The organism is Kineosporia babensis, assembly GCF_021129305.1.
In the GTDB taxonomy this organism is placed as follows: Bacteria; Actinomycetota; Actinomycetes; order Actinomycetales; family Kineosporiaceae; genus Kineosporia; species Kineosporia babensis.
In genome coordinates this window covers 105,469-131,617 of the sequence record NZ_JAJOMB010000003.1, presented here as the reverse complement: position 1 = coordinate 131,617, position 26,149 = coordinate 105,469, and the positions used below count along the sequence as shown (strand labels likewise).

The 26,149-nt window shown below is 68.8% G+C and carries 25 protein-coding genes; 13 read left to right on the top strand and 12 right to left on the bottom strand.

The annotated features are described in order from the left end of the window. Nucleotides 1-4 precede the first annotated feature (4 nt). A complete protein-coding gene (locus tag LR394_RS06480; RefSeq protein ID WP_231439507.1) occupies nt 5-2,158 on the bottom strand; it encodes an AAA family ATPase in 2,154 nt (717 codons plus the stop codon). A 115-nt stretch (nt 2,159-2,273) separates the two neighbouring features. On the opposite strand from LR394_RS06480, the gene LR394_RS06475 reads away from it, so the two are divergent. Beyond that, nucleotides 2,274-2,819 carry a hypothetical protein gene (locus LR394_RS06475; RefSeq protein WP_231439505.1) on the top strand — a complete coding sequence of 182 codons (546 nt, stop codon included), beginning with the start codon at nt 2,274-2,276 and terminating at the stop codon, nt 2,817-2,819. A 12-nt stretch (nt 2,820-2,831) separates the two neighbouring features. On the opposite strand, the gene LR394_RS06470 is transcribed toward LR394_RS06475, so the two are convergent. Continuing rightward, nucleotides 2,832-3,404, bottom strand: coding sequence for a TetR/AcrR family transcriptional regulator (locus LR394_RS06470; RefSeq protein WP_231439503.1), 573 nt, complete (start codon nt 3,402-3,404; stop codon nt 2,832-2,834). An 84-nt stretch (nt 3,405-3,488) separates the two neighbouring features. Between LR394_RS06470 and LR394_RS06465 the strand changes: the two genes are divergently transcribed. Next, complete coding sequence (locus LR394_RS06465) at nt 3,489-4,421, top strand: NADP-dependent oxidoreductase (RefSeq protein ID WP_231439501.1); 933 nt, start codon at nt 3,489-3,491, stop codon at nt 4,419-4,421. 4 nt (nt 4,422-4,425) lie between these two features. On the opposite strand, the gene LR394_RS06460 is transcribed toward LR394_RS06465, so the two are convergent. From LR394_RS06460 to LR394_RS06440, 5 genes are all read right to left on the bottom strand, one after another. After that, complete coding sequence (locus LR394_RS06460; RefSeq protein ID WP_231439499.1) at nt 4,426-5,109, bottom strand: FadR/GntR family transcriptional regulator; 684 nt, start codon at nt 5,107-5,109, stop codon at nt 4,426-4,428. Nucleotides 5,110-5,163: 54 nt separating this feature from the next. Then, complete coding sequence (locus tag LR394_RS06455; RefSeq protein WP_231439497.1) at nt 5,164-5,856, bottom strand: type 1 glutamine amidotransferase; 693 nt, start codon at nt 5,854-5,856, stop codon at nt 5,164-5,166. Then, nucleotides 5,853-6,842, bottom strand: coding sequence for a carbon-nitrogen hydrolase family protein (locus LR394_RS06450; RefSeq protein ID WP_231439495.1), 990 nt, complete (start codon nt 6,840-6,842; stop codon nt 5,853-5,855). Before LR394_RS06450 ends, LR394_RS06455 begins: the two co-directional genes overlap by 4 nt. Beyond that, the gene (locus LR394_RS06445) at nt 6,820-8,256 is read right to left on the bottom strand and encodes a glutamine synthetase family protein (RefSeq protein WP_231439493.1); all 1,437 of its coding nucleotides are present in this window, start codon (nt 8,254-8,256) and stop codon (nt 6,820-6,822) included. The genes LR394_RS06450 and LR394_RS06445 overlap by 23 nt, the downstream gene beginning before the upstream one ends. A 72-nt stretch (nt 8,257-8,328) precedes the next feature. After that, a complete protein-coding gene (locus LR394_RS06440; RefSeq protein WP_231439491.1) occupies nt 8,329-9,171 on the bottom strand; it encodes a helix-turn-helix transcriptional regulator in 843 nt (280 codons plus the stop codon). 94 nt (nt 9,172-9,265) lie between these two features. On the opposite strand from LR394_RS06440, the gene LR394_RS06435 reads away from it, so the two are divergent. Then, the gene (locus tag LR394_RS06435; protein ID WP_407937000.1) at nt 9,266-10,171 is read left to right on the top strand and encodes an SDR family NAD(P)-dependent oxidoreductase; all 906 of its coding nucleotides are present in this window, start codon (nt 9,266-9,268) and stop codon (nt 10,169-10,171) included. Here LR394_RS06435 and LR394_RS06430 read toward each other — a convergent pair. Further along, a complete protein-coding gene (locus tag LR394_RS06430; RefSeq protein ID WP_231439488.1) occupies nt 10,160-11,545 on the bottom strand; it encodes an FAD-dependent monooxygenase in 1,386 nt (461 codons plus the stop codon). The genes LR394_RS06435 and LR394_RS06430 overlap by 12 nt on opposite strands. Before the next feature lie 56 nt (nt 11,546-11,601). Between LR394_RS06430 and LR394_RS06425 the strand changes: the two genes are divergently transcribed. The 4 genes from LR394_RS06425 to LR394_RS06410 all read left to right on the top strand — a co-directional run bounded on the left by LR394_RS06425 (nt 11,602) and on the right by LR394_RS06410 (nt 15,750). Further along, nucleotides 11,602-12,216 carry a TetR/AcrR family transcriptional regulator gene (locus LR394_RS06425; protein WP_231439486.1) on the top strand — a complete coding sequence of 205 codons (615 nt, stop codon included), beginning with the start codon at nt 11,602-11,604 and terminating at the stop codon, nt 12,214-12,216. Nucleotides 12,217-12,259: 43 nt separating this feature from the next. Then, a complete protein-coding gene (locus tag LR394_RS06420; protein ID WP_231439484.1) occupies nt 12,260-12,778 on the top strand; it encodes a nitroreductase/quinone reductase family protein in 519 nt (172 codons plus the stop codon). A 37-nt stretch (nt 12,779-12,815) separates the two neighbouring features. Beyond that, complete coding sequence (locus LR394_RS06415; protein WP_331283048.1) at nt 12,816-14,171, top strand: glycoside hydrolase family 32 protein; 1,356 nt, start codon at nt 12,816-12,818, stop codon at nt 14,169-14,171. Nucleotides 14,172-14,304: 133 nt separating this feature from the next. Continuing rightward, on the top strand, nt 14,305-15,750 hold the full coding sequence (locus LR394_RS06410) for an alpha/beta hydrolase (protein WP_231439482.1): 1,446 nt from the start codon (nt 14,305-14,307) through the stop codon (nt 15,748-15,750). A 7-nt stretch (nt 15,751-15,757) separates the two neighbouring features. Here the strand turns inward: LR394_RS06410 and LR394_RS06405 are convergent, their stop codons facing one another. Together LR394_RS06405 and LR394_RS06400 are read right to left on the bottom strand one after the other, a co-directional pair. Further along, the gene (locus LR394_RS06405; protein ID WP_231439481.1) at nt 15,758-17,305 is read right to left on the bottom strand and encodes a sensor histidine kinase; all 1,548 of its coding nucleotides are present in this window, start codon (nt 17,303-17,305) and stop codon (nt 15,758-15,760) included. A gap of 70 nt (nt 17,306-17,375) precedes the next feature. Beyond that, complete coding sequence (locus LR394_RS06400; RefSeq protein ID WP_231439480.1) at nt 17,376-17,651, bottom strand: hypothetical protein; 276 nt, start codon at nt 17,649-17,651, stop codon at nt 17,376-17,378. Between the two features lie 188 nt (nt 17,652-17,839). Between LR394_RS06400 and LR394_RS06395 the strand changes: the two genes are divergently transcribed. The 5 genes from LR394_RS06395 (at nt 17,840) to LR394_RS06375 (ending at nt 22,633) form a co-directional block, all read left to right on the top strand. Next, the gene (locus LR394_RS06395) at nt 17,840-18,769 is read left to right on the top strand and encodes a sulfotransferase domain-containing protein (RefSeq protein WP_231439479.1); all 930 of its coding nucleotides are present in this window, start codon (nt 17,840-17,842) and stop codon (nt 18,767-18,769) included. A 105-nt stretch (nt 18,770-18,874) separates the two neighbouring features. Further along, complete coding sequence (locus LR394_RS06390; protein WP_231439478.1) at nt 18,875-19,393, top strand: class I SAM-dependent methyltransferase; 519 nt, start codon at nt 18,875-18,877, stop codon at nt 19,391-19,393. Next, nucleotides 19,390-20,436: a glycosyltransferase family protein gene (locus LR394_RS06385; protein ID WP_231439477.1), complete on the top strand. Its 1,047-nt coding sequence runs from the start codon at nt 19,390-19,392 to the stop codon at nt 20,434-20,436. Before LR394_RS06390 ends, LR394_RS06385 begins: the two co-directional genes overlap by 4 nt. Then, nucleotides 20,433-21,434: a glycosyltransferase family protein gene (locus LR394_RS06380; protein ID WP_231439475.1), complete on the top strand. Its 1,002-nt coding sequence runs from the start codon at nt 20,433-20,435 to the stop codon at nt 21,432-21,434. The genes LR394_RS06385 and LR394_RS06380 overlap by 4 nt, the downstream gene beginning before the upstream one ends. Then, nucleotides 21,431-22,633 (top strand): glycosyltransferase family 2 protein, encoded by a 1,203-nt coding sequence (locus LR394_RS06375; RefSeq protein ID WP_231439473.1) that lies wholly within the window; start codon nt 21,431-21,433, stop codon nt 22,631-22,633. The genes LR394_RS06380 and LR394_RS06375 overlap by 4 nt, the downstream gene beginning before the upstream one ends. Here LR394_RS06375 and LR394_RS06370 read toward each other — a convergent pair. Continuing rightward, a complete protein-coding gene (locus LR394_RS06370) occupies nt 22,623-23,885 on the bottom strand; it encodes a DUF6924 domain-containing protein (protein WP_231439471.1) in 1,263 nt (420 codons plus the stop codon). The genes LR394_RS06375 and LR394_RS06370 overlap by 11 nt on opposite strands. Before the next feature lie 79 nt (nt 23,886-23,964). Continuing rightward, entirely contained in the window at nt 23,965-24,663 is a 699-nt protein-coding gene (locus LR394_RS06365; protein ID WP_231439469.1) for an HAD family hydrolase, read from the bottom strand. A 362-nt stretch (nt 24,664-25,025) separates the two neighbouring features. Here LR394_RS06365 and LR394_RS06360 point away from each other — a divergent pair, with 362 nt between their 5' ends. Beyond that, nucleotides 25,026-26,147: a calcium:proton antiporter gene (locus LR394_RS06360; protein WP_231439466.1), complete on the top strand. Its 1,122-nt coding sequence runs from the start codon at nt 25,026-25,028 to the stop codon at nt 26,145-26,147. Nucleotides 26,148-26,149: the final 2 nt, after the last annotated feature.

Genomic DNA, 26,149 nt, shown 5'->3' with positions numbered 1-26,149 from the left:
CGCTTCAAGACAGTCGCCAGCGCTGAGGTCCCCCGGCCGTGGGTTGATAGCGGAAATAAGAGCCAGTACGGAGGGACGCCCGCAGATGCGCAGTCGCGATCGGCGCCTTGGTCTCCAGGCGGCTGAGCGCGGTGCCCAGCGCCCGGGTCGCATTGACCCGGGCGCGCTCGGCTTCGGGACTGCTCTGGCGCGGACGTCCGCCCAGACCGGTGGCTCGGCGCAGTTCGGCCAGCAGGGCTTCCCGCTCGGCGCTCAGGGATTGCCCCCGGCCGGCATCGCCGGCTTGGTCGGCCACGTCCAAAAGCTTTTCCAAAGAAGACAACCGCTCGTTGAAGGACCGGCGAGCAGACGCGTCCAAAAGCTCTTCGCTCCAAGGTCGTTCCAGCCCGGCCGGGCCGTCGGCGACCAGATCCAGAGCCGCAATTTCCTGTCCGGGAGCCGAGACCAGCGTCTTCAGGTACTGAAACCCTCGAACATGCCGGACCCGAACGGTTTCCGCTCCGGCCTCCAGTAGCCAGGCGTCGTCCTCGCGGACCAGCCGCCATTCGTCGGGCCGAGCCCGGACGATCCCGATGCGCTCGGTCAGTTCGCCGGACCGCTGGGCGTCTCCAGGCCGGCCTCGAACGGCCAGCGTTCCGGACAGCCAGGTCGCAGCTCCCAGCCGTTCCTCCTGAGCCACCGCATCGTCAAAGTGCTTCAACGCCAACGCCTGTTCCCCGAGCCGGTTAGCCAGCCTGCCCAGAAGGTCATCGACCGGCCCGGTCACCGTATTGGCGCCACCCCAGACCACGAGCCGCCCAGTGAAGGGTTGCAGTGCGTCGTACAGCTTCCGTGCGTCCTCGACACTGCCTTCCCGCGCCGCCACGAAGGCCAGGTCGGCCACCGCACCCAGCCAGCGCGGCCCGGATCCGGCGAGGACCGATGGAAGCAGACGCGTCAACTCCAGCCCGGCCTCCTGATCGCGCCCCGCCTCGGCCATCACCCGCGCCGCGGTCGCCTCGTAGAAGTGACCGGGGAGCCGTAACGCCATCTCTTGCAACGGATCAACCTGTCCCGCAGCTTCACCTCGAAGGAGGGCCAGCTGCCCGGCCAGCGAGGCAGTCAGCCGAGCGGTGTCCTTCAGGCCGGTAGCCTGCCCGGCCTTCGCCACCTGCTCAGTCAGTTGCTCGGCCAGCGTCAGACGTCCGCGAGCGATGGCGAGAACGGCCTGCCGGGACAGGGCGATAACCCCAGCCTCGGAATCTCCCAGCAACTCACCGGTGCGCGCGTAGCTGACCAGGGCCGCCTCGGCTGCATCCAGATCACCCAGTTCGACCAGGGCCACGAACCGCCAGAACAAACCGTTCAGCTCGGCCTGACCGTCTCCGGCCTCCCGGGCCTTGCCGACGATCAGAGACGAGACATCGCGCCTTTCCGGGGCGGCCGCCGGATCCCATAGTGCATGTAACCGGCCGTCCAGCACGTTGGCCAGGACACCGGGATCGCCGCAGCCCTCGGCCAGCTGGACCGCTTCGTCTGCCAGTTCCCGCCGCCGATCCAGGGACGAGGTGTCGCCGAGCAGCTCCCGGGCCCAGCGAATCAACACTTTCGCCCGGACCTCGGAGGTCAAGGGCCGGGTCGCCGCCCATTCCAGCAGGCGCAGCAGGGCCACGTCCGGCACGAGGAACTGGGTCCGAGAAGGCGCACTCAGAGCCAGGACAGCCACCGGGTCGTCGGCCGAGCCGATCAAAGCAGCCAGATCCAGGGCTGTTCCTGGCATGCCGCCGCTGGCCAGCCAGATCGCGTGCACCACGTCGGACTGCCGACCGGGCAGCAGCCGATTGAGCTCGGCCTCGCTCAGGGCCCTCAGCCGCAGGTCAGCCTGGCTGTCTTCGCCCGCGGTGACCAGTACTGACGCTCCGCTGGCCAGTAGCCGTTCCAGCTCGGCCGGCTCGGGCACGCGGTTCTCGTCGATCACGATCAGCCGGGTGCCGAGCGATTCGGCGGTGCGATGAGCCACCGGCACACCCTGAGCCCGGGCGGCCCTGACCGCGGCGTCCAGCAGAGTGGTCTTGCCCGAACCCCGGGGACCAGTCACCACCAGGAGACCGCTCGCACCGGCCGCCGCCCGTTCCACCAGCCGCGTGAGGGCTGCGAGCTCGGCCGTGCGGCCGATCATGATCGCTCGTCCCAGAGAGGGCTGATCGCTGTCCATCACTGCCCATGACATCACAACGCCAGATCTCCACCCGGCTGGGTGCAACCTGGGCAGAGACGGGCTCCGTCGAATAGGCATGAGCATCTCTTCCACCCAACGCAACGTCCTCCTCCCCGTCGGTCTGGCCGCGGCTGCCGCCGCCGGAGTCCTGGCTTTCACGCTCCTGGGCTCCGGTTCTTCGGCGACCGCCGAACCGGCCGGGACACAGAGCATTTCCGCCGAGCTGACCTCTTTCCAGGGTGAGCAGCCCGAGGGTTTCCGGATCGAGCAGGTTCCGGCCGGCTGGGACGTGCTGGCGGCTGACACCGGCAAGCTGGTGCTTGCCGCCGAGGACGCGAGCAACCAGGACCCGAACGAGTTCACCGGCAAGATTCTGGTCACCGTGGCCAACGAGGCAGAGCTTTCGGTCGAGCGCAAGAACACTCAGGATCTCGAGGTCGGCGACGTCACCGCGACCAGCTTCGACTTCGAGGGCGGTGACAGCACGGGTCTGCTGCTGCCGGCCGAGGACCGCACGCTGATCTTCCAGTTTCCCGGCAGTCTGAAGTGGGACAGCGCCACCGTGGCCGAGTTCGCCGCCGGTGTGGAGTCGGTCGGTACTCCGGACATCGCCCAGGGCTGACCTTTTCGGTCTCTACCCCGCGTCATGAGCTGGGCGCAGGCCGTGTAGCAGGACGTTCAGCAATCTTTCGGCGCGGGCTGAATGCTGAGGTACCGGCGCGACGGTGAAAATCCCGATCAGGTGGGCGGCGATGTCTTGCGCAGTGATGTCGGTGCGCAGCTCGCCGCTCGCCTGACCGGCTTTCAGCATGCCCTCGATCGCGGTGATCAGGTCGGTATGGGTTCGGGCGTGCGGGATCTCGTCGGACTCGATCAGGGCGAGCAGCGTGTTCAGCATGCCGTCCTTGGTGGCGATCCAGTCGCCGAACAGGTCCATCCAGCGGCGTAGGGCCTCGGCCGGGGGATGGGTCGCGAGGAGTTGCTGGGCGCCGTCGGTGAGCCGGGCCACCTGATCGGCGTAGACCGCGGCGACCAGAGCCTCGCGGGTGGGGAAGTGTCGGTAGAGCGTGGCGATGCCCACCCCGGCCTCACGGGCGATCTCCCGCAGCGAAGGCTCGCCCTGGGCCGACTGGAAGACCCGGGTGGCGACGTCGAGCAGGTGCTTGCGGTTGCGCGCGGCATCCGACCGCGCAGGGGTCTCGGGCAAAACGGATCACGCTCCGGTTGTGCTACGTTCGTTGAACCGGAGCATAGTCCGTTTTCCGGGACTCCCTTGAGGAAGGACCTCGCCGTGCGCACATCCACCAGCCGGGCCGTCCAGTTCGCCGAGTCGTTCGGCGGGCCCGGGAACCTCGTCCTGCGCGAGGTGCCCGTCCCTGAGGCCGGCCCCGGGCAGGTCCGGGTCCGGGTCACGGCAGCCGGGCTGAATCCGATGGACTGGTTCATGACCTCGGACGATGCCACCGCTGCCCGCTTCGGCCTGAGCCTGCCGGGCGGGTTCGGCAACGACTACGCGGGCGTCGTCGACGAGGTGGGGGACGGGGTCGGTGATCTGTTCAAGGTCGGCGACCGGGTCTTCGGCTCAGCCTTCTCCCGCAGCGTCGCCGACTACGTCGTGGTGGACGCTCCGGGACACCTCGGCAAGGGCGGAGACGTTCATCGCACACCGGACGGGCTCGATGACCGGACCGCCGCCGTCCTGTCCATCGCCGGGAGCACGGCCGCAGCAGCGCTCGCGGTGGTCAAGCCCGGGCCGACCGACACCCTGCTGATCGGCGCTGCGGGCGGTGGGGTGGGCGTGTTCGCGGTTCAGCTTGCGCGCCTGGCCGGTGCCCGAGTCGTCGGCACGGGGTCGGCCACTTCGGCCGATGCGCTACGCGCTCTGGGAGCGGAACCGGTTGTCTACGGCGAGGGCCTGGCCGACCGACTCCCGGACGGCATCACTGCGGCGATGGATCTGCACGGCGCCGAGACGATCGCGGCGGCTCGTGAGCTCGGCGTGCCGGACTCCCGGATGACCACGATCGCCACCGTCGTGGAAGGCATCGAGCCGGCCAACGGCGCGAACGCCGAGCCTGGTGCCATCGAGGAGATCGCTCGTCTGGCCGCGGAAGGGCAACTCCGGGTGCCGATCGCGGCCCGTTTCCCGGTGGACCAGATCCGCGCCGCGGTCGAACTGCAATCCGCTCGGCACGTGCACGGCAAGGTCGTCATCGACCTGTAGGGATTCAGTGCCCGGGCAGCAGATCGTCCGTCGTCCCGACCAGGTGGGCCAGCATCCGCCCGGCCGCCAGCGCTGGGTCGCCGGCGGCGATGGCCTCGAAGATCCCGCGGTGCTCGGCCAGCGACCGGGCCGGCTGACCGGCCCGGGTCAGGGACGTCTCGGAGGTCTTGTCGAACGACTCCCGGATGCCCGCCACCAGCTGGATCAGGATCGGGTTGTGGGAGGCCTGGACCACGCCGAAGTGGAAGGCCCGGTCACCCTCAAGAGCCGCTTCGCCCGCGTCGACCTCGGCGGCCATCTGATCGAGGGCGGCCGCGACCAGGGCGAGGTCCTCGGTGGTGGCCCGGGTGGCCGCCAGCCGGGCACACTGCACCTCGATGGCCTGCCGGGTCTCCCAGATGTAGGGGTGGTCGACGTGCGTGCCGACCAGTTCCTGAGCCAGCGACGAGATCAGGTCGGTGCTGCGTTCCAGCAGGTAGATGCCCTCACCGTGACGCACCTCGACCAGGCCCCGGGCCCGCAGGGCGGTGATCGCCTCACGCACGCTCGAGCGGCCCACGCCCAGTTCGGCCGCCAGTTCGCGCTCGGTCATCAGCTTGTCCCCGGCCTGCAGGCCGTTCTCGTCGATGAACTCCCGCAGGCGCTCGGCGACCTGCTCGGAGACCGGCTGGCGAGCGACCGGGCGCATCCGTGAAGCCGAACCCGTCGTCCTGCCGCTCACCATCGTCCTCTGGCTCCCTGGTCATCTGCTGGTCAGACCACTGTAGGGGTCAGGGGATCGGAGCAGGAAACCGAAGAAGCCGGCGTACAGACGATGGGCGGCCTGCTCGGCTTCTGCCGCCCGGGCGGCACTCTCGGCCAGAACGGTGTCGATGGTGCTGTCCACCGCGGAAAGCTGTTCCTGACGGCGATTCTCGGCCAGCCAGCCGGTGATCATGGCGAGCGAGACCTCCGGATGGAACTGCACCCCCAGATGCGGCCCGACCTGGAACGCCTGCACGCAGGCCGACGAACGGGCCAGCACCTGGGCCTGTGGAGGGACGGTGATCTCGTCTCCGTGCCAGGCGAACCAGGAGCCGGTCAGGGGCGAGCCTTCGACGTCGATCCAGCCTCGTTCGGGCGAGCGCGCCGCCGCAACCGATCCACCCGTGAGCTGAGCCAGAAGCTGTGCCCCGAAACAGATCCCGAGCAACGGACGACCGGCGTCCAGATGGCGCCGAAGCTCAGTTCGCTCCCACTCCAGCCAGGGGACCGAGGCGTCGTACGCCGATTCCTTGCTGCCCAGCACCACCACGGCGCCCCAGTCGGTCTCGTCGTGCGGCCCCTGAGCCGTCACGTCCTGAACGACGAACGGGATGCCCTGAACGGTGAGCCACTCACCGAGGTTGCCGGGTGCGACGTCATCCTGGTGTTGCAGCACGAGAACTGGTTTCAACGGACGTCCTCCCATGCGATTGCGGTTCGCCGCGTACGGTCAACCGTAGTACGCAGAACGTCCGGACGGCTGTAGTGCCCGGTGGGGTCGAAGGCGAAACGCTCCTCGGCCACCCGGGACAGGTCGAGTTCGGCCACCACGATGCCCTCCCGTCCGGCGATCGGCTCGATCACCCAGCGCCCGTCGGGACCGGCCACCGCTGTGCCTCCGTCGAACGGCAGCTCATCGGCGTCCTGCAGAAGAGCTTGGGCCAAGGGGAAATCGTCCGGAACCTCGTCCCGCCGCAGCAGTCCCGAGGCAGCGACGCTGAAGACCCGTCCTTCCAGGGCCGTGAACCGCGTGATGTCACCGGTGAGCCCGACCGAGCCGGGCCAGACCCCGAAATGCACGTCCTCGCCGGTCGCGTACATCGCCTGCCGGGCCTGGGGCATCCAGTTCTCCCAGCAGTTCAGGCTGCCGATCCGGGCCCGGCCCACCTCGTGAGCGCGCAGACCGTGCCCGTCGCCGGACCCCCAGACCAGACGTTCGTCATACGTGGGAACGAGTTTGCGGTGATGCCCGGCCAGGCCGGCGGGAGTGATCGTCAGCAGCGAGCAGTACGTGGTGCCGGAGGAACGCTCGGTCAGGCCGATGACCACGGTGATGCCCAGATCGGCGCTGAGTTCCTTCAGCCGGGCAACCTCGGGCCCGTCCACCGGGACGGCCGACTCCAGGTAGTAGCGATAAGCCTTCTTCTGCAACGGGTCGCCGAACGTCGCACCGTTGGTCCGGGACAGCCAGTACGGGTAGCCACTGAGATAGCACTCCGGAAAGGCAATGACGGACGCTCGGTGAGACGCGGCCAGTTCGCTCGCCTGGACGGCCCGCTCGAGTCGAGCAGGCACGTCCAGCCACGGCCCGCCCAGCTGCGCCGCCGCCACCACGAAAGGGTCACCGGCCTCGCTGCGGACGTGCTCGAGCAGATCAATAGACCTCGAAGTACTCACGGTGCTCCCAGTCGGTGACGGCGGCGTTGAAGCGGGAGACCTCGTGACGCTTGATCATCGTCAGGTAGTCGACGAACGCCTCGCCGAACTCCGCCCGCAGCAGCTTGCTCTCGCTGAAGTGCCCGACCGCCTGCTCCAGGGTGGCCGGCAGTGCCGTGGCCGCGGCCAGGTACGGCTCGTCGGCCGAGGCACCCGGGTCGAGCCCGCGCCGCAGGCCGTCCCGCCCCGAGGCGATCTGTGAGGCCAGGTACAGGTACGGGTTCGCCGCCGGGTCCCCGATCCGGTTCTCCAGGTGGGTGTTCGCGTCACCGCGGGCACCGGCCACCCGCACCATCGCCCCACGGTTCTCCTCGGCCCAGGCGATCCGGTCGGGTGCGAAAGAGTCCGGCCGGTAACGCTTGTAGCCGTTGACCGTCGGGGTGGTCAGGACCGAGCAGGCCAGAGCGTGCTCCAGCAGCCCGGCCATGAACTGGGTACCGGTGGGCGAGAGCAGCTCGTCCGGGGCGCTCCCGGCGAAGGCGTTGGCCTGCGCGGACGAGCGCAGCGACTGGTGCAGGTGCCAGCCGCTGGAGAACGCGTTCGGCAGAGCCGGGCGGGCCATGAAGGTCGCGTGGTAGCCGTGCCGGCGGGCCAGCTGCTTGATCACCGTGCGGGCCAGGACCGCAGCGTCCGCAGTGGCCTTCCCGGTGAGTGGCTCGAAGGTGAACTCGACCTGCCCGGGCCCCCACTCGTCCTCGATCGTGCTCAGCGGAAGGCCCAGTTCGACCAGGTTGTCGCGCAGGACCGACAGGATCGGCTCGATCTCGTCGCCCCGCGACTCGGTCAGGTACTGGAAGCCGTGACCGACCGCCGTGACCTTCGGGGGAGCGGGCGGGTAGCCGGAGTCCTCGAAACCGAGCATCGGATCGACCAGCCTGGTCAGGTAGAACTCCATCTCGATGCCGCTGACGTACTCGAAGCCCTCGTCGCCGAGCCGGGTCAGCTGCTCGGTGAGGACGCCCCGGGTGTCGAACGGAACCCGCTCGCCGCTGCGGTAGTGCAGTTCGGACAGGATCCAGCCGGTCCCCTCCAGCCAGGGCAGGACCTTGAAGGTCAGCGGATCGGGCACCAGGACGCCGTCGGGCAGGCCGGTCATCCGGGAGTCGCCCAGGGCGTCCGCGCCGAACGGGGGAACCACCGGGCTGTTGGTCGTGTCGAAGATCAGGGTGGCGGTCTGGAAGTCCTTGCCCTGACGCAGCACCGAGCGGAAATGCGGGATCTCCAGCGTCTTGCCGCGCAGGATGCCGTGCTGGTCGCACCAGGCGATCCGGACCTGGCGCAGCTTCTTCTGCTCGATCTCGCTGAGCAGGCGGTCGGCGGCGGTCCGTTGCTCGTCCGTCCACAGTCCGTGGCGGGCGATGAATCCTTCGGTCACGGCGAGCTCCTAGTGGTCAGGTGGTCTGACCACCAGACCATAGGCCTCCTTTGTTGTGGCCGTGTTACGAGTTCACGAGTCGACGAGGTCCTGGGTGCCGAGGACCAGGGCCAGGGCGAGGCGCTCGGCGTCGGGGGTGCCGGGTTCGGCGGTGTACACGCTGATCCGCAGGTCGTCGAGGGCCAGGAGCAGGACGTCGCAGTCGAGCGTGATCGGGCCCACGGCTGGGTGGGCGATCGTCTTGTGCCGGGCCCGTTCCGGGGCCGGGAGTGCGGGGGAGTCCCACAGCGCGGTGAAGCCCGGGGATTCGTGCAGATGATCGATCAGCTGCCGCAGTGCTCGGTCGGTGGGGTAGCGGGCCGCGGTCAGCCGAAGGTCGGCGACGAGGAGGGCCACGTGCCGGGCGAACTCTTGCGGTGAGTGCACGACCCGGTTGCGGCGGCCGTTGAGGTGGCGCCAGATCGCGTTGCGCTCCAGGCCCTGCCAGCCGGTCGTGTCGCCCATCAGCGCGTCGTAGGCGCGGTTGGCCAGGACCAGGGTCCAGGTTGCGTCGTAGACCACGACCGGGGTGTGGTCCAGCCGGTCGAGCATCCGCTGGATGCTCGGGGCCAGCCGGGTCGGCACCACCTCCGGCCCGGGCACGGTCAGCCCGGCCAGCTCGTACAGCAGCGCCCGGTCGCGGTCGGGCAGCCGCAGGGCCCGGGCCAGGGCCTCCACCACCTGCGCCGAGGGAGTGGTGGCCCGGCCCTGTTCGAGGCGGGTCAGGTAGTCCGCGGAGATCCCGGCCAGCTGGGCCAGTTCCTCACGCCGCAGCCCGGTCGCCCGGCGCCGACGGCCCACCGGCAGGCCGACCGCCTCCGGCGCCACCTCGTCCCGCCGCCGGCGCAGGGCCTGACCGAATTCCCAAGTCTCCACCAGCACCAGTCTGCCCGGACCAGGCCGCGAGATCCTGGCCCTGCTGGTCCTACGACAACCTGGCGACTGCCTGAGCAGCGCCGACCGGGCCAGGCTGGCGGACATGACAACAGCGCTCATCACCGGCCCCACCCGCAGCCTCGGCCGGGTGGCCGCTCTCGCCTTGGCCGAGCATCCGCAGGTCCGCGACGTGGTGCTCCTCGGGCGAGCAGGAACCGCTCTGGACGAGGTGGCCGAGCAGGTGCGTCGGCGTGGGGCCCAGGCGCACGCGATCGGGTGCGACCTGGCCGACCTTTCCGACGTCCGGGCCGCGGCATCCACCGTTCGGGATCTTGTGGAGGCCGGGGACGTCCGTCCATTGGTAGCTCTGATCGCCAACGCCGGATTCGTCTCGCCCGACACCCGCCGGGCCTCGGTGGACGGTCACGAGCTGACCTTCGCGGTCAACTACCTGGCCCACGCCCAACTCATCGGTGACTTGACCGCAACGCTGGCCACCTCGTCCAGAATTGTTCTGCTCGGCTCGAACACGTACTACGCCAACTTCTGGCGGCGGCTGCTGAAGGTGCCACCGGCCCAGTGGCGGGATCCGATCGAACTGGCCGAACCGGCTGCCGCAGAGGGTCATCTCGGCATGACCGCGTACTCGGATGCCAAGCTCGCGATTCTCTACTACGCCCACGAACTGCAGCGCAGGGTTGCCGCCGGGGTGAACGTCATCGTCTACGAACCGGGTTGGATGCCGGGTAGTGCCCTGAGCCGGAGCGCTCCGCCGGCCGTACAGGCAATCGGACGTGCGCTCGGTCGGATTCCCGGTGTGGCGACCCCGGAAAAGTCCGGGCCACTGCTGGCTTCGGTCGCCGTGGACGAACGCTGGTCCGATCTGCGCGACGGAGCGTTCGTGGTGCGGGACCGAGTTACCGAGGTGCAGCCGATGGCCCAGGACCGGGCGCGGGAGCGTCGCCTGTGGGAGGCGACGGCCGAGCTGCTAGGCCGCTGAAGCCTTCTTGAGATAGGCGGCAACGTCGGCGGGATCGGTTGCTGCACAGCCGATGTAGTTGTCCGGACGGACCAGGAACAGGCGTGGACCCTGGCCGTCGTAGGCGTCGCTCGCCTCGTCGATGCGGTAGGCCGGAATGCCGAGATCGGGCAGGTCGGCGGACCAGTCGAGGGCCAGCAGGGTGAAGTGCGGGCCACGCAGCAGGTCGAAGACCCGGCCGTCGCCTCGCGGGTGGTCCGGTGCCCGGTCTCCGGCCTGAAGCACGCCCGGCCCGGCCCGATGCTCCACGGCCAGAGGGCTTTCCCGGTAGTTCAGGTTCAGTTGCTGCAGGTCCGGGTCGTCCCGGCGCATGGCATCCTCCTGGTTGTCGACCGCCCGCTGGTACAGCTTGGTGCTGATCCCGAGGACGGCCGCGGCCACCGGAAGTCGTTCGGACTCGTAGGTGTCCAGGACGGCATCGTCGCCGGTCGCGAGCTTCCAGCCGAGGTTGTAGGCGTCCTGGACCCCGGTGTTCAGTCCCTGCGCGCCGGTGGGCGGGTGGACGTGGGCAGCGTCGCCGGCGAGGAAGATGTTGCCCACCCGGAAACGCTGCGCCATCCGGACGTTCGCGCGCCAGCGAGAGGTCCAGCCGACGTGCTGAAGACCGATGGACGGGTCGGCATCGGAAAGCAGTTGCTCCACCGAAGAATCCGTTTCGGGCGAGACCAGCTGGAAGTCGTCGGTGCCGGCCAGTGGGCACACCGCCAGGCCGATGGAGCGGCCGTCCGGGCCCAGCCAGATGTGCCAGTTGTCGCGGTCCAGTCCGGTCAGCTTCACATCGGCGATGAACAGCTGCTCGCTCTCCTGGGTCTCGCCCTCGAAGGCCACGCCGATCGCGCGGCGCACTGTGCTCTTGCCGCCGTCCGCGCCCACGACGTACCGTGCGGTGAACTCTTCGCCGTTGTCCAGCTTCAGGTGCACGCCGGACTCGTCCTGAGTCAGTTCATCCAGGCCGACGCCGTATTCCACCGGGACACCCTGGGCCAGGATCTCGCCGGTCCGCCACTGCGGCAGCATCAGCGGGTTCGGGTGGGGAACGGTCGCGGACGGCTCCCGGACCTCGCCCATCGGCCGGGGCATCGTGCCGCCGTCGGGCAGGTGGATCAGCATGCTCGGGTAGGGGCCGCCCGAGGCCAGAAACTCCTCGAGCACGCCCAGATCGTCGAGCACCTCAAGGGTCCGGGGCTGCAGGCCCTTGCCCCGCGAGCCCTCGAACGGGGTGGGGGACTGCTCGATGATCCGGAACGGAACGCCGTGGCGCTGCAGCTGGCGGGCCAGCGTCAGCCCGGTCGGCCCGGCCCCGACGATTAAGGTGAACTTAGATTCAGTGAACATAAATTCACCATAGGTCGGCTGGTAGGTTGGGGTCAAGAGCGAAGGTGGGCAGCAGGGTGAGTGGACCCAACCGCGGCATGCGCAGGCAGCAGGCCGCCCAGACCGAGGCCGAACTGCAGGCCGCGGCGATCCGGGTGTTCGAGCGCAAGGGCTACCTGAACACCAAGATCACCGACATCACGGCCGAGGCCGGCCGGGCCACCGGGTCGTTCTACAAGCACTTCGCCAGCAAGGAGAAGCTGCTCGAGGCGCTGCTGAGCAGCCTGCTGGCCGAGAGCGACGCCACGGTCACCGCCGCCGGGCCGTCGCATCCGGACGACTTCCGGGAGCGGGACGCGGTCCGCTGGCACGTCGCCACCTTCGTGCGGTCCTTCCGCGAGCACCGCACCGTGATGATCGCGCTGCAGCAGGCCGCCATCGTGGACGAGACCTTCGCCCGGCGGCAGCAGGAGATGTTCGAGCCGGACCTGGAGCACCTGGCCGGGCACCTGGCCCAGCTGGAACTGAGCGTCGATCCGGTGCTCGCGGCCTCGCTGATGACCGGCCTGATGTGGTCGTTCGCCTCCACCTGGTGGAATCCGGCCGTACGCCAGGACCTTTCCGAGGACGCGATGACGGACGCCCTGGCGGCCTTCGTTCATGGCGGGCTGCTGGGGCTTACGGTGTCCTGATCGGCCTGATCCGTCGATGTGCCGAGGGTTACGGGGGAGCAGCATGATCCGGGAACGAGTTCAGGGACTTGTGCGGGCCACGATGATCCGCCTGGCTCCGCGGCCGTGGTTCGTCACCTTCATGCGCCAGGTGATGGTCCCGGTCGACCGGTACCTCCTGGCCCGGAGCAAGGGGCGGTACAGCATGGGCGGGACGACCGGCGCCGGGACGTTGCTGCTGACCACCACCGGCCGCCGCACCGGCCAACCGCGCACCACGCCCCTGTTCTTCAAACCGCATGGTGACGGTGTTTTCGCGGTTGTCGCATCGAACTTCGGGCGTCCGCAGCCGGCCGCCTGGGCGGAAAATCTGCTGGCTCACCCCGACGCCGTCGTCACCTTCGGCAACCAGGTGATCCCGGTGCGGGCGCGGATGCTGAAAGACGCCGAGCACGAGGAGGTGTGGGATTTCTTCGTCAGCGAGGCACCCGTCTACGGTAACTATCTGACCAACAGCTCACACTCGTCGTTCCGGACCTTCGCTCTGGAGAGCAGCGGCGAGTCGTCCGGGCGCCCGGTCTGAGGAGACCTGTTCGGCACGCAACTTGTGGGAGCGCATCGTGAGCCGTCGCGAACCAACTGAGCAATGGCGTCCTCTGGTTCACTTCACCCCACAGAAGAACTGGATGAACGATCCGAACGGCCTGATCCGGCACGACGGGGTGTACCACCTCTTCTTCCAGTACAACGCCACCGGCGACGAGTGGGGGTCGATCAGCTGGGGCCACGCCACGTCCACCGATCTTCAGCACTGGACCGAGCACGAGATCGCGATCGGCTGCAGCGAGGACGAGTGGATCTTCTCCGGCTCGATCGTGCACGACCAGGACAACACCTCCGGCCTGGGCGAGGGATCCGATGGTCCGCTGATCGCGTTCTACACGAGCCAGTACCGTGACCACCCGCAGTACGGCACCCGCCAGGCCCAGTCCATCGCGGTCAGCACCGACGCCGGCCGGACCTGGAAGCAGCACCCGGACAACCCGGTCAGCGACCGGGGCCGCAACGACTACCGCGACCCCAAGGTCTTCTGGTTCGGCGAGCGTCCGGGCGGCTACTGGGTGATGGTCACGGTCGAGGCCGACGACTCGCGGCTGGTGATCAACCGCTCGGACGACCTTCTGCACTGGACGGAGCTGAGCACGTTCACCAGCCCGAACCTGCCGGGGTTCTGGGAGTGCCCGGATCTGTTCCCGCTGCCGCTGGACGGCGACGAGGGCCGGCCGCGCTGGGTGCTCTCGCTGTGTACCCGCGGCCCGGCCCAGGTGTACCTGCTCGGCGACTTCGACGGGACCAAGTTCACCGAGGACGCCAGCATTCCCCCGGGCGACCTGTACCGGACCAGCGACTTCGGGCACGACAACTACGCCGCCGTCACCTTCTCGGGCATCCCGGAGCGTCGGCTGATGATGGGCTGGATGGGACACGCTTTCCTGGCGCCGACCGCTCCTTGGCGTGGTATCCAGACCTTGCCCCGCGAACTGGCCCTGGTCACGCTCGACAGGGTGCCGAGGCTGACCAGCCGGTTCCTGCGGGAGCTGGATACGCCGTCGGTCGAGGTTCCCGCGTCGGGGCAACGGATCACCGTCCCACTCGCCTACCGGTTGCAGACCCGCCTGCAGCCCGGGGCTTCGCTTCTCGTGCACGCGAGCGCGGACGGCGACGGAACCAGGATCGGCTACCAGGACGGCTGTCTCTACGTCGACCGCAGCCGCAGCGGAACGCTCGCTGATCCTGCGTTCATGGTGGCGCGGCGGGTACCGGTGGCGCTCGAGAACGGTGAACTGCAGCTGGATGTGGTGGTGGACCGCTGCTGTATCGAGGTGATCGCCGGGCACGGCGAGGTCGTGCTCACCGAACTGGTCTTCCCCGGCCCGGAGCAGGACGGACTGCTGCTGGACGGTTCGTCGGTTTGACCATGCCCCGACGGCAGGGTTTCTGATGGATGTGCTCATCTGCCCGAGGAGTGCATCCAAAGGAGGCTGGACGTTGGTGGGAAGAGGCGCAGGTCTGGCGGTTTCGGCCGGACTACTCGCAGGTGCGATCGTGATGCCGGGAGACACCGGGTCGGTTCGTGAGGCTCAGCCGGTGGCCCAGACGGCCGCGAAGGTCAAGTGGGCGGGATGCCCGGAGGGGACGGACATCCCGCCGACGCAGATGCCGCTGGTGCAGTGCGCCACGGTGAAGGTGCCGCTGGACTACAGCAAGCCCAAGGGCAAGAAGATCGAGCTCACGCTCTCCCGGATCGCCAGCACCAAGCCGGAGAAGCGGCGCGGGATCATGCTGTTCAACCCGGGCGGTCCGGGTGGCACGGGGCTGGGGCAGGCCGCGCTGATGGTCGAGCAGGGGCTGCCGGCCAGCGTCATGGACGCCTACGACCTGATCGGCATGGACACCCGGGGCGTCGGCTTCTCCTCGCCGGTGAAGTGCGGGTTCAAGGCGGACGACCCGTACAACGGCAACATCCCTCCGTTCGCGGTGGACGAGGCCGCGGTCGCGCAGCGGGCGAAGGTGGTCAAGGCCGCGGCCCAGACCTGCGCCAATAGCCCGGACGCGGCGGCGCTCAAGCAGCTGACGACCGAGAACATGGCGCGTGACCTGGACCAGATCCGGATCGCGCTGGGGGAGAAGAAGACCAGCTTCTACGGGGCCTCGTACGGCTCGGCCCTCGGAGCGGCGTACGCCTCGATGTTCCCGCAGCGCTCCGACCGGATCGTGCTGGACAGCAACGTCGGCGACACCCACCTGAACCAGGAAGGCATGCGCCGGTACGGACTGGGCTTCGAGGAAACCTTCGGGGACTTCGCGGCCTGGGTCGCGGCCCGGGACGGGGCCTACGGCCTGGGCAGTACCCCGCAGGAAGTGCGCGAGAACTTCGTCAGCACGGCCGAGCGGCTGGACGAGACCCCGGCTCCGGACGGGACCAACGGCGCCCTGTTCCGCCACTACGTGTTCGTGGGCGCCTACAGCCCGCTCTCCTACGGCTCGCGGGCGCAGTACTGGCAGTCGTTGCTTGATCCCGGTACGGCGGCCCCGGCTGCGCAGGTTGCGGCGGACGCCAATCCGCTGGACAACGCGCTCACCGTGTTCCTCGCGGTGACCTGTAACGACAGCGAATGGCCGAGCAACGTCAAGGCCTACCAGCAGGCCGTGGCCGAGGATCGCGAGCGGTACCCGCTGTTCGGCCCGGCCAGCGCCAACATCCTGCCCTGCGCCTACTGGGAGCTCGGTCCGGAGAAGGAACCGGTGGCGATCAACGACGAGGGCCCGGCCAACATCCTGATCCTGCAGAACCAGCACGACCCGGTCACCCCGCTCGCGGGCGGGCAACTGCTGCGGGAGAAGTTCGGGCAGCGCTCCCGGCTGGTCACGGTGGACGGCAGCGGTCACGGCGTGTACGTGCTCGGCCGGAACGCCTGTGCCTCCAACGTGACCACGTCGTATCTGATCAGCGGGAAGTTGCCGGCCAAGGACGTCGCCTGCCCGAGCGACTGACCGTCGTTCAGAGCTTGTCCTTGCTCACCAGTTTCCCGTCCAGGAAGCAGAATTCGAAGTCGATCTCGTCGATCAAGGGGTCATCCGACTCCACGTCGGCGGCCGCGGTGTAGTAGCTGCAGACCTTTCCACCGGATTCTTCGGTGTGCCAGGGCTCCGGCAGGCCGGTCGCCGCCTCGCCGATGCGTAGTTCATCGAACTGCTGCTGCGACACCGGTTCCGAAACCAGCTCGGCTGCAACATCGTCCGAGGAGACGGGATCCGGGACCACCAGCGCCCCGACGCACGAGCCCAGCGAGAGCACCACGGCAGTGATCACGGTCAGGACGCCGAGTCGCTGACGACGGGTATTGCGCTTGATCTCCTCCGGGAAGTCGCCCGTCTTCGGCGCGAGCGCATCCGGGATCTCGGCGTTGTACGGCAGGACGGCCGAGATCCGGAACCCACCGCCTGAAGACGCGTCGATCACCGGACCGGAGGTCAGCACGCCGCCGGCCAGGCGGACTCGTTCCGCCAGGCCGGCGAGCCCTTGCCCGGAGCTCTGCCCCGCGTACGGACGGCCGGGACCGTTGCGGACCTCGACGAAGAGTTCTTCCTCCGCGTAGCGCACCTCCACGCGGATCGGTGCGCCACCGGCGTGCTTGAGGGCGTTCGTCAGCCCTTCCTGCACCACGCGATAGGCGGCGTGCTCGGCGAGCAGAGGCAACGGCCGAGGCTCTCCGGCCCGGACCAGCTCGACCTGGGTCCCGGTCGCCCGGGCCGAGGCCACCGTCTCCTCGACCTCCGCGAGCGAACGCCCACCGGCATCGTCCGAGGCGTCCTGGTGGAGGATCTTCAGGATCTGGCGGAGCTCACCCATCGCCTGGCCCGAGGTGTCACGCACCAGGTCCAGGGCCTGCCGGCGTTCCGGGCTCAGCGCCGCCAGTTCCGGCGCCTGGGCCAGCCCGCCGGTGTAGAGCGAGAGCAGGGTGAGCCGGTGGCCGAGCGAGTCGTGCAGCTCCGCGGCGATCCGGTTGCGCTCGCGGGCCTGGGCCTGCCCCTCGATGGCCTGGCGTTCGGCGTGCAGTTCGACGTTGCGCTGGTGCATGGTCATCACCAGCAGGCGACGCTGCGCAGCCATGGCTCCCACGGTGCCCGGCAGGACGACGTAGGCGCTGAACTGGGCCAGGGCGAACAGGAACACGGTCAGCCAGGAGAGGCCCCCACTCAGGCCGACTCCGGTGATGCCGCAGGCAAAGACAGCCAGGTAGGCCAGGGCGAGTGGCACCTTGCGGCGGACGCGGTACCCGACCGCGGCGCTCAACGGGATCATGACCAGGCCCGTACTACCCAGCGGGATGCTCAGCAGGCCGCCCAGAACCAGGGCGGTCAACGGGCGGACCAGCCTCAGCGGCAGCACGACGGCCCAGGCCAGGAACGCGAGCACCGCGAACCCGAGCGCCGTCTGCGGGTTGCCTCCGAGGAGGTTGTCGGTGAAGCGCAGCGCCACGGCGATGGACCCGGTCCCGAAGACCAGGACCAGACCGACCTCGAAGGCCAGCCGGAGCCGGCTCACCGTCCTCACCGAACGCATTGCCACAGCTACTTTTCGACGCATCTGCTTCATCAGGGGATCAGGGTAGGCCTCAGAGAAGACGCAGGCCGTCGACGGTCGCCCGGCCGAGCACCCACCACGCCAGCGCGACCAGCAGAATCGCGGCGGCCGACCAGAGGAGCGATCGGACGACCTCGTGAACGCTCAGGTCGTCCGACGCGCCCGGGCTCTCCTCGTCGAACGCGTCGTCCGGTGGCTCCTGACCGGACGGGGATGCCGACATCGCCAGGATCGCCCACTGCGCTGGGGCTGCGTCCGGCAGTCGGCTGGGAGAAACATCGGCCGCAACTGCCGTGCGCCACTTCATTGCTGAGTATCCCGTCCACGATGAGTACGTTTCCGCGGATGCACCGAGCGCTCATCCGGCTTTCGGGGAGTCTGGCAGGGCAGGCAGGCGGGTTCGCCATCACGACGGATGATCTTGCGGTCGGCGGCCTCATCCGAAGGTCGGATGCAGGAGTGCACCAGGGACTGTAGTGCCCAGGTTCGTCACCTATGATCACCGCCGACAGCGCCCGGCGAGTGGTTGTGGGTAAGGAAATGACGCAGCTCAAGCGGTACGACGGCCCTTTTCAGGACAACGCGCGCTGGCAGTCGGTGACGCTGCGCCCAGATGATGTGATCGTCGCGGCACCGATGAAATCGGGCACCACGTGGGTGCAGTCGATCTGCGCGATGCTGCTGTTCCGGGCCACCGGCTTCGATGCTCCGCTGAGCCGGCTCTCGCCCTGGATCGACATGAAGGACACCCCGATCGAGGACGTCGTGGCGCGCCTGGAGGCCCAGGCGCACCGTCGCATCCTGAAGTCGCACACTCCGCTGGACGGCCTGCCCACGGCTGAGGGTGTGAAGACCGTGTTCGTGGCCCGGCACCCGCTCGACAGTGCGTTGTCCTGGTACCACCACCTGCACAACATGGACTCCCCGGCGATGATGACGAGCCTGGGCTTCCCGCCGGAGATCAGCCTGTACCCGACCACCGACGACCGGACCTGGCTGCGGGAGTGGGTGATGGCCGACAGCGCCCCGGCCGGCGAGAGCCAGTCGATGAACGCCTACCTGGACCATGCCCGGATCGCCTGGGAGCAGCGCGACCGGGACGACCTGGTGCTCCTGCACTACGCCGACCTCTCGGCCGACCTGGAAGGGCAGATGCGCGCGCTCGCCGAACGACTCGGCGCGCAGGTGCCCGACGAGCTGTGGGCCGAACTCCTCGAGGCCGCGTCGTTCAAGCAGATGTCGGCCCGGCCCGAGGTCTGGACGCCCACCCAGCCGTTCCACGACCGCGCCGCGTTCTTCCGTGAGGGTCGCTCGGGTGGCGGCGCAGCACTGCTCGAACCCGAGGTGCTGGAGGCCTACCGCGAGCGGGCGGCTCAGGTGCTTCCGGCCGAGCTGAACACCTGGCTGCACCGGCCGGAGCAGTAGGACCGGCAACCCCGGCAGTCGCACAAGTCCGTTTCGGTTGCCTGCCGTCACGCACGGTGCCTTTTCGTAATGTGATCCCGGCGACCCGGTGCCATGCTGCGGCGCATGCCGATGAGTTCAGCCGAAGGAAAGAGCTGGATCCGCGACCGGGTCGCCGAGCTCGCTGCCGACCGCCCGGTGTCTGTGCTGGACATCGGCCCGGGGGTCGGTACCTACGCCAAGCTGCTGCGGGAGCTGCCGATCGAGCGGATCACCGGGATCGAGATCTACGAGCCGTACGTGCACACCTACCGGCTGCGCGACCACTACGACGAGATCGTGCTGGGAGACGCCCGGAAGCTGGAGTTCCCCGACGCGGATGTGGTGATCCTGGGGGACGTGGCCGAGCACATGAGCGAGCCCGAGGCCCTGGCGCTGTGGGACAAGTCGCGTAAAGCCGCGGCCCGGGCCGTGTATCTGTCCATCCCGGTGGTGCATTACCCGCAGGGCGCGCTCGAGGGCAACCCGCACGAAGTGCACGTGGTGGACGACTGGGACCACGAACGGGTGCTGGCCACTTTCCCCGGGATCGGCAACAGCTGGACGGGTTCCGAGGTCGGCGTGTACGAATGCCGTACCTCGTGAGGCTGAAGGTTCTGCAGATCCCGGGTGAGCATCCGTACGTGCGCCAGGTCTGCCCCGGCCGGTGGCGATTCGCCAGCTCGCCCCTGGAGGTTCCGAGCCTGGCGCTGACCCCGGAGTGGATCGGCCGGCACCACCACGAGTTCGACCTGGTGCACCTGCATTTCGGCTATGAGCACCTCAGCGCCGACGAGATGCAGGTGTGGATCGCCCAACTGGGGATTCTTCAGGTCCCGCTGGTGCTGACCGTGCACGACCTGCGCAACCCGCATCAGCTCAGCTCCGAGGCCCACGACCGGCATCTGGATCTGCTGGTGCCGGCCGCGGCCGCGGTGATCACCCTCACCACCGGTGCCGCGGCCGAGATCCGTCACCGGTGGGGGCGCAAGGCTCAGGTGCTCGAGCATCCGGCGGTCTTCGGCACCCCGACCCAGCCGATGCTCGCCAGCGGCCGGGAACGCATGATCGGCATCCACTTCAAAGACCTGCGCCGCAACGTGGTCGAGCCCGACCTGGTGGTGGAGGCAGCGCTGATCGGGGCGCAGACGGCCTCGGCCCGGTTACGGGTCGACCTGCACCCCGGGGTACGAAACCGGTTGGAGCTGAGACTGACTCGCGGCCTCGCTGAGCAAGGGCTGATCGACCTGGCGGTCCACGAACGCTTCAGCGATCCTGAGTTCGCCGCCTACCTTCAGGGCCTGCACGCGTACGTTCTGCCCAACCGGTTCGGTACTCATTCTGGGTGGCTGGAGGCCTGCCGGGACTTGGGCACCCGGGTCGTGGCCCCTTCGTGCGGGTACTACGCAGACCAATGGGACGAGGTGGTCGGCTACCAGCACGACGAAACCTTCGGTCTGGATCCGGTTTCGCTGTCGGCCGCGGTTCAGCAGGCGCTCACCGCCGACCCGGTACCACCCGCGGACCCGCAGATGCGGGCGCGACAGCTCACCGACGTCCGAAGGCGGCACGAAGAGATCTACCGAGGAGCCGTGCGCCGACTGATCGAACCCCGGCAGGCGCAACCGATGGCGGTGATCTCCGGATGAGCGAGGTGACGCATCTGGTGATCGGGCCGCGTGAGCACGGGGTGGTGATCTTCGCGGACTGGCTGGCCCGCAGTACCGGGGGTCGGCGAGTCTTTCTGGCCGATCCGCAGAATCTGGAGCCGGAGGGTATCCGGCGGGCGCATGTGCATTACACCGAGGCGCTTTTCGGGCCGGACGCTCGTGCGGCCGCTGCTGCGTTCCTGCGGATGCGCGCGAACCTTCCGGTTCCGCTCAGCGTGACGCTGCACGACCTGCCGGACCCGGGGGACGAACCATCGCGGTACCGGCGCCGGGCGGACGGGTTCCGGGCGGTGGCCGAAGCCGCGGATGCGGTCTTCGTGAACAGCCGCCATGAACTCGGCCTTTTGCAGACGTTCGCCAAGCTTGTGGTTGCTCAGGTCGTTCCGCTGCCCATGGTTGCCGGTTCGCCGATCGAAGCGCAGCAGCGTCCCCGCCCACTTCGGCAGGCCGCCGTCTTCGGATTTCTCTACCCGGGCAAGGGGCACGAGGAACTGCTGGAGGAGATGCGCGAACTGCCGACCGATCTTGGGCTGACCGCGATCGGTCGTCCGGCCGAGGGCCATGACGGTCTGATCGCTCACCTGTCGTCTCGGGCCGCGCAATCCGGACGCGGCTTCGAGGTGACCGGGTACGTTCCGCAAGAGGATCTGCTGAAAAGGTTGCGGCAGGTTGCGCTTCCCGTCGTCCCGGCCCCGAACATCTCGGCGTCGGGCTCGCTGAACAGCTGGATCGCGGCCGGACGTCGTCCGTTGGTGGCTGCCGGTCCTTACTCCCGGGAACTGGCCGAGGCCTGCCCCGGGCTGGTGAATCTCTACCGGCCCGGGTCTTTCGCCGAATCGGCGAGGGCAGTCCTGGCCGAACCGGCCCGGTCCTGGCTGGAGGTCGGGCCACCTACGGATCGGCACGAGGCGTCGGTGGCGGCGGCCTATGCCCAGGCTCTGGAACCGTCCCGGCCCGGACCGGTCCTGAGCCGATGATCTGTCTGCCCGACGGCCGGTACGTGGTGCCGGGCAACCGCTGGGATCTGGTGACGGCAGCCCATCCTCGCCCGTTCCTCAGCGTCATCGTGCCCTATTACCAGGGTGAGCGGCAGTTGGCGATGCTGCTTGAAGGGCTGCGCCTGCAGAGCTATCCGCGTTCCCGGTTCGAGGTGATCGTGGCCGACGACGGCTCACCGCAACCCTTGACCCTCGACGCCTGCTCTCTGGACGTGCGCGTAGTACGCCAGGAGGATCTGGGTTTTCGGGCTGCCGCAGCCCGTAACCTGGCCGTTCGATCGGCCCGGGGGCAGGTGCTGGTGTTCTTGGACCAGGACACCATCCCGACCACCGGATACCTGGAAGCAATCTCGCGCCTACCGTCCCTGGTTCCTGATGCTCTGGTGGTCGGCCGTCGTGAGCACGCCGATCTGGCGGGCTGGACGCCATTGGAGGTGAGGGACTGGATCAACGGACACGGGCCGGCGCCTCGGGAGTTGGGCGCACCGGAGTGGTTGAGCCGGGGATACCGGGACAGCTCCGATCTGCTGAGGGCGGATTCGTCCAGCTACCAGTACGTGATCAGTGCGGTGATGTGCTGCAGCGCCCAACTGTTCAGCGAGATCGGCGGGTTCGACGAGTCGTTCCGGCACTACGGGGGCGAGGACTGGGAGTTCGCGTTCCGCGCCTGGAACGCTGGAGCCGTGCTGGCCCACGAGCCCGCGGCGGTGGCCTGGCACGACGGTCCGGACTGGGCCGGCCGATCCAGTCCCGACAGCCGCCGGCAGGAGAAGGAGGAGGAGAAGCGGGCGCTGCTGGAACGGATCCCGCCGGAGGACGTCAGCCGAGGGGAGTACCCGGCCAACCTGCTGCTGTCGCTGAACGGACCGGTCTCACCGCGGCTGCTCCAAGCATTGCTTGCGTGCCGATTGAACGTGGCCGTCTACCCGGACGGCGAGACACCGGGTCGGCTGGCCCGATCCCGAGCCCGTTACCAGGCCACGTTTCACGGCGAGGCACCCTCGGACGACCTGGTGGCTCTCCTGCAGGACGCAGTGGATCAGCTGCGTGAGAACACCGTGGGCGAGGTGCGTTTCGGTCGGCTCCTCGTACGGTCCTCACGTGTCCTCGGCCGGGTGGCGCGGTGGCAGCACGCCCTACCCGGCCGGGACCTGATGGCCGAACTCTTCAGGCGCTGAGGTCGATTCCCTGGTGCACCCAGTCCTCGAAGTCCGAGTTGGCCAGGGCCAGGTTCACTGTCATCAGCTCGGCCTGCCGGGCCTCGATCCGGAAGGCCTCCGGCACCTCGTCCGGATCGAAGTCCTCGGCGAATTCCTCCGGATTGAGCAGTCGTTCGGCGTGAACGGCCAGCAATCCGCGATCGTCGGTGCTCATGGCTTCGGAGTCCGCGACGAAAACCGCCTCGGGAGCATCCGCAGGCAGGGCCGAGACAATCTCCTCGTAGTGGGCGCCGGCCCAGATCGGATCGTCGATCAGCCGCGGCGTCGCCGGCTCGGAGTCCGGCACGCCCTGCATCGGCAGGTGCAGCTCGGCCACGATCCGGGCCCAGGCCTCGGGATGCTCGAAGTCGGTGCGTACCACCAGCGCGTCGAACTCGTTGTGATCGGACAGGTCGATCTCCGGGCGCTCCGAGGACCGCAGCCGGCGCTCGGGTATATCGGCCGGCCACTCGGCGTCCCGCAGCATGCCCTGAGGAGCCTCACCGGCCCACAGCACCTGGCCGGACCCGTCGGCCAGCGTGATCCGTCCTTCGTCGCTGACATAGCACTCGTGCACGCCCTGCCAGCTGGGGGCCAGGGTCCAGCTCGACACCGTCCCGTTGGGGTGCCGGACGTCCAGGCTGCCCTCGTCGTCCATCACCAGGCCGGCACCCGGCTCGAGCCGCCGTAGCCAGCGCACCCCCACGTCCTTCTCCCGCAGGTACACCTGGCCGCCGTGGTCCCACACCAAGGTGAAGCGGCCGTTGGCCGAAGTCAGGGACTGCCCCCGCAGCGTCTGGCCACGGCGCAGTCGGTGGCCGTCGGACACGGACTTCCACACGCGCCAGTACTCGGGCGGGCGCGGCGAGTACCAGACCTCCCGGCCCGAGCCGTCCACCAGAAGGGCCTGGCCCCGGTCGGTCACCACCAGGCTCAACTGCGCCGGGTTCGGCTGCGCCGGGCTCTGCCACAGGTAGATGCCGTCGGAGTCCTGCACCGCCAGCGAACCGTTCTCGCGTAGCGTCAGCCGGCCCGTGCGCGCGCCCAGATCGACATCGCCCTGGAAGTTGGTGCCGGTCGCCCAGACCGCGTGGCCGTCGGCGTTGCGGTAGATCACCACGTTGCCGTCGTGCTGGTGCACCAGGCTGAACTCGCCGTTCGGGCTGCTCACCGCCCGGTCGGAGAGATGTTCCCCGGGGCGGAGGACTGTTGCGTAGGTGGGCGGGAGCATCGCTGCCTTCTCTGGTCGGAACCGTCTCCCTGAAGCACGGCGAGGCCGGAGGCCGAGTTCACTTTCGAGGCTCCGGTGATCAGCCCCAAAAGCGCCGCAGGTCCTCGGAAGTCTCCAGACCGCTCAGCACGACGTCCGCGCCCAACCCGACCAGTGCGTCCATTGGTGTCCGCCCGGTAGCCACCAAGGCGCAGCGCGTACCGACCGCCCGGGCGCAGGCCAGGTCGCGTGGGGTGTCACCGATGATCCAGCACTCGGCCGCGCGGGAGCGCCACTCGGCCCCGAAGAGAGACTGCAGGCCGGCGGCAGCAACGTCGGCCCGGGTGGCGCCGCTGTCGCCGTAGCCGCCGGCCTCCACGTCGATGGGAGGCACCAGCCCGGCGGCGGCCAGCTTCATCGCGGCGACGGAGCGGATGTTGCCGGTGACAACGGTCTGCCGGACCTGGGCCTGGGCGAGTTCGGACACCAGGGCCTGGACGCCGGGCAGAGCCCGAGTCCGGGAGTTCAGTGCTTCGGTGCGCTCGCGCATCAGGTCGTGGTAGTGGGCCAGGGCGGCCGGGACATGGCTGACGTCGTGCTCGATGGTTTCCAGGAGCAACTGTGCGATCTCGGGATCGATCCGGCCGCCGAACTCGATCCCGTCCGGTATCGGCGCCCGGCCGGTCACCTGCTCGACAGCCTCGAGGAAGGCGCGGGCGGCAACTCCTCCGGAGGTGAGCAGAGTGCCGTCGATGTCCCAGAGCACGGCGGCGGGGGTCTGGGTGGCGGCCGGGTCCATCGGGCCAGGCTACGAGATGTGGACCGAACGGGTGACGTCGGGCGCCGGTGCAGAAGATGCTGCAGGCAACTAAAACGGTGACGTCAGAAGCTAAAGCGAACCGGCAAGATTGTTAGTCGTTCGTAATGAGCTGGTGAATCGGCTCTTGGGTAAGGCTTTCTCGGCTCCGGGGCATCGTTCCGGGGCCGGGTCGTGCGGCTTTGAGATTCTCGCGGGACGGGGCGCCAAAGGCGTTGATCTGGTGCGGGGATGGAGATCTCGCCCACTTTCGCCCGCGAAACATGCTGCCGCATCAGGCTACAGCCACATAACGGTCAGGCCCCGACGTGCCGACCGAGGGTAACTGTCGATAGGTTGACCCTATGAGCGCCCCTGCATCTACTGAGCGTCTCCGGTGGCCGCTCGTCCTCCCTGTCGTCTCCGCACTCGTCCTGGCCGTGACCTGGTTCCGGCACGACCACTGGCTGGAGCTCACGCTGGTGACGGTGGCGCTGATCGCGTCGATCGTCGCTGCGGTGCACCACGCCGAGGTGGTGGCCCACAAGGTCGGTGAACCGTTCGGCTCGCTGATCCTGGCGGTCGCGGTCACCGTGATCGAGGTGGCGCTCATCGTGCTGCTGATGACCAGCGGCGGCCAGGGGGCCAGCACCTACGCCCGGGACACGGTGTTCGCGGCGGTGATGATCACCTTCAACGGCATCGTCGGTCTGTCGCTGCTGCTGGGCGCCCGCAAGCACCACATCGTCAGCTTCAACGCCTCCGGCACCGGCTCGGCCGTGACCACGGTGATCGCGCTGGCCGGGATCGCGCTGGTGCTGCCCACCTTCACCACCTCCGCGGCGGGCCTGGCCTACTCCACGTCGCAGCTGGTCTTCGCGGCCGTCGCGTCGCTGGCCCTGTACGGCACCTTCGTGTTCACCCAGACCATCCGGCACCGCGACTTCTTCCTGCCGGTCTCCAGCGACGAGCAGGGCAAGGTCACCGGCCTGCTGGACCTGGACGAGGACGGTCACGCCGACCCGCCGCCGGCCAGCGCCGCCTGGGTCAGCCTGGGCCTGCTGATCGTGTCGCTGGTGTCGGTGGTCGGCCTGGCCAAGCTGCTCTCGCCGACCATCGAGAACGTGGTCAGCGACCTGGGCCTGCCCTACGCGGTGGTCGGTGTGGTGATCGCGCTGTTCGTGCTCGCCCCCGAGTCGATCGCGGCCGGCCGCAACGCCGCCCGCAACCGGGTGCAGCTCAGCCTGAACCTGGCCTACGGCTCGGCGATGGCCTCGATCGGCCTGACCATCCCGGCCGTGGCGATCGCGATGATCTGGCTGTCCGGACCGCTGGAGCTGGGTCTGGAGCCCACCCAGATGATCCTGTTCGCGCTGACCATCGTGGTCACCGCGTTCACCGTGGTGCAGGGCCGGGCCTACACGCTGCAGGGTGTGGTGCACCTGGTCCTGCTCGGCGCCTGGCTGTTCCTCACCGTCCAGCCCTGATC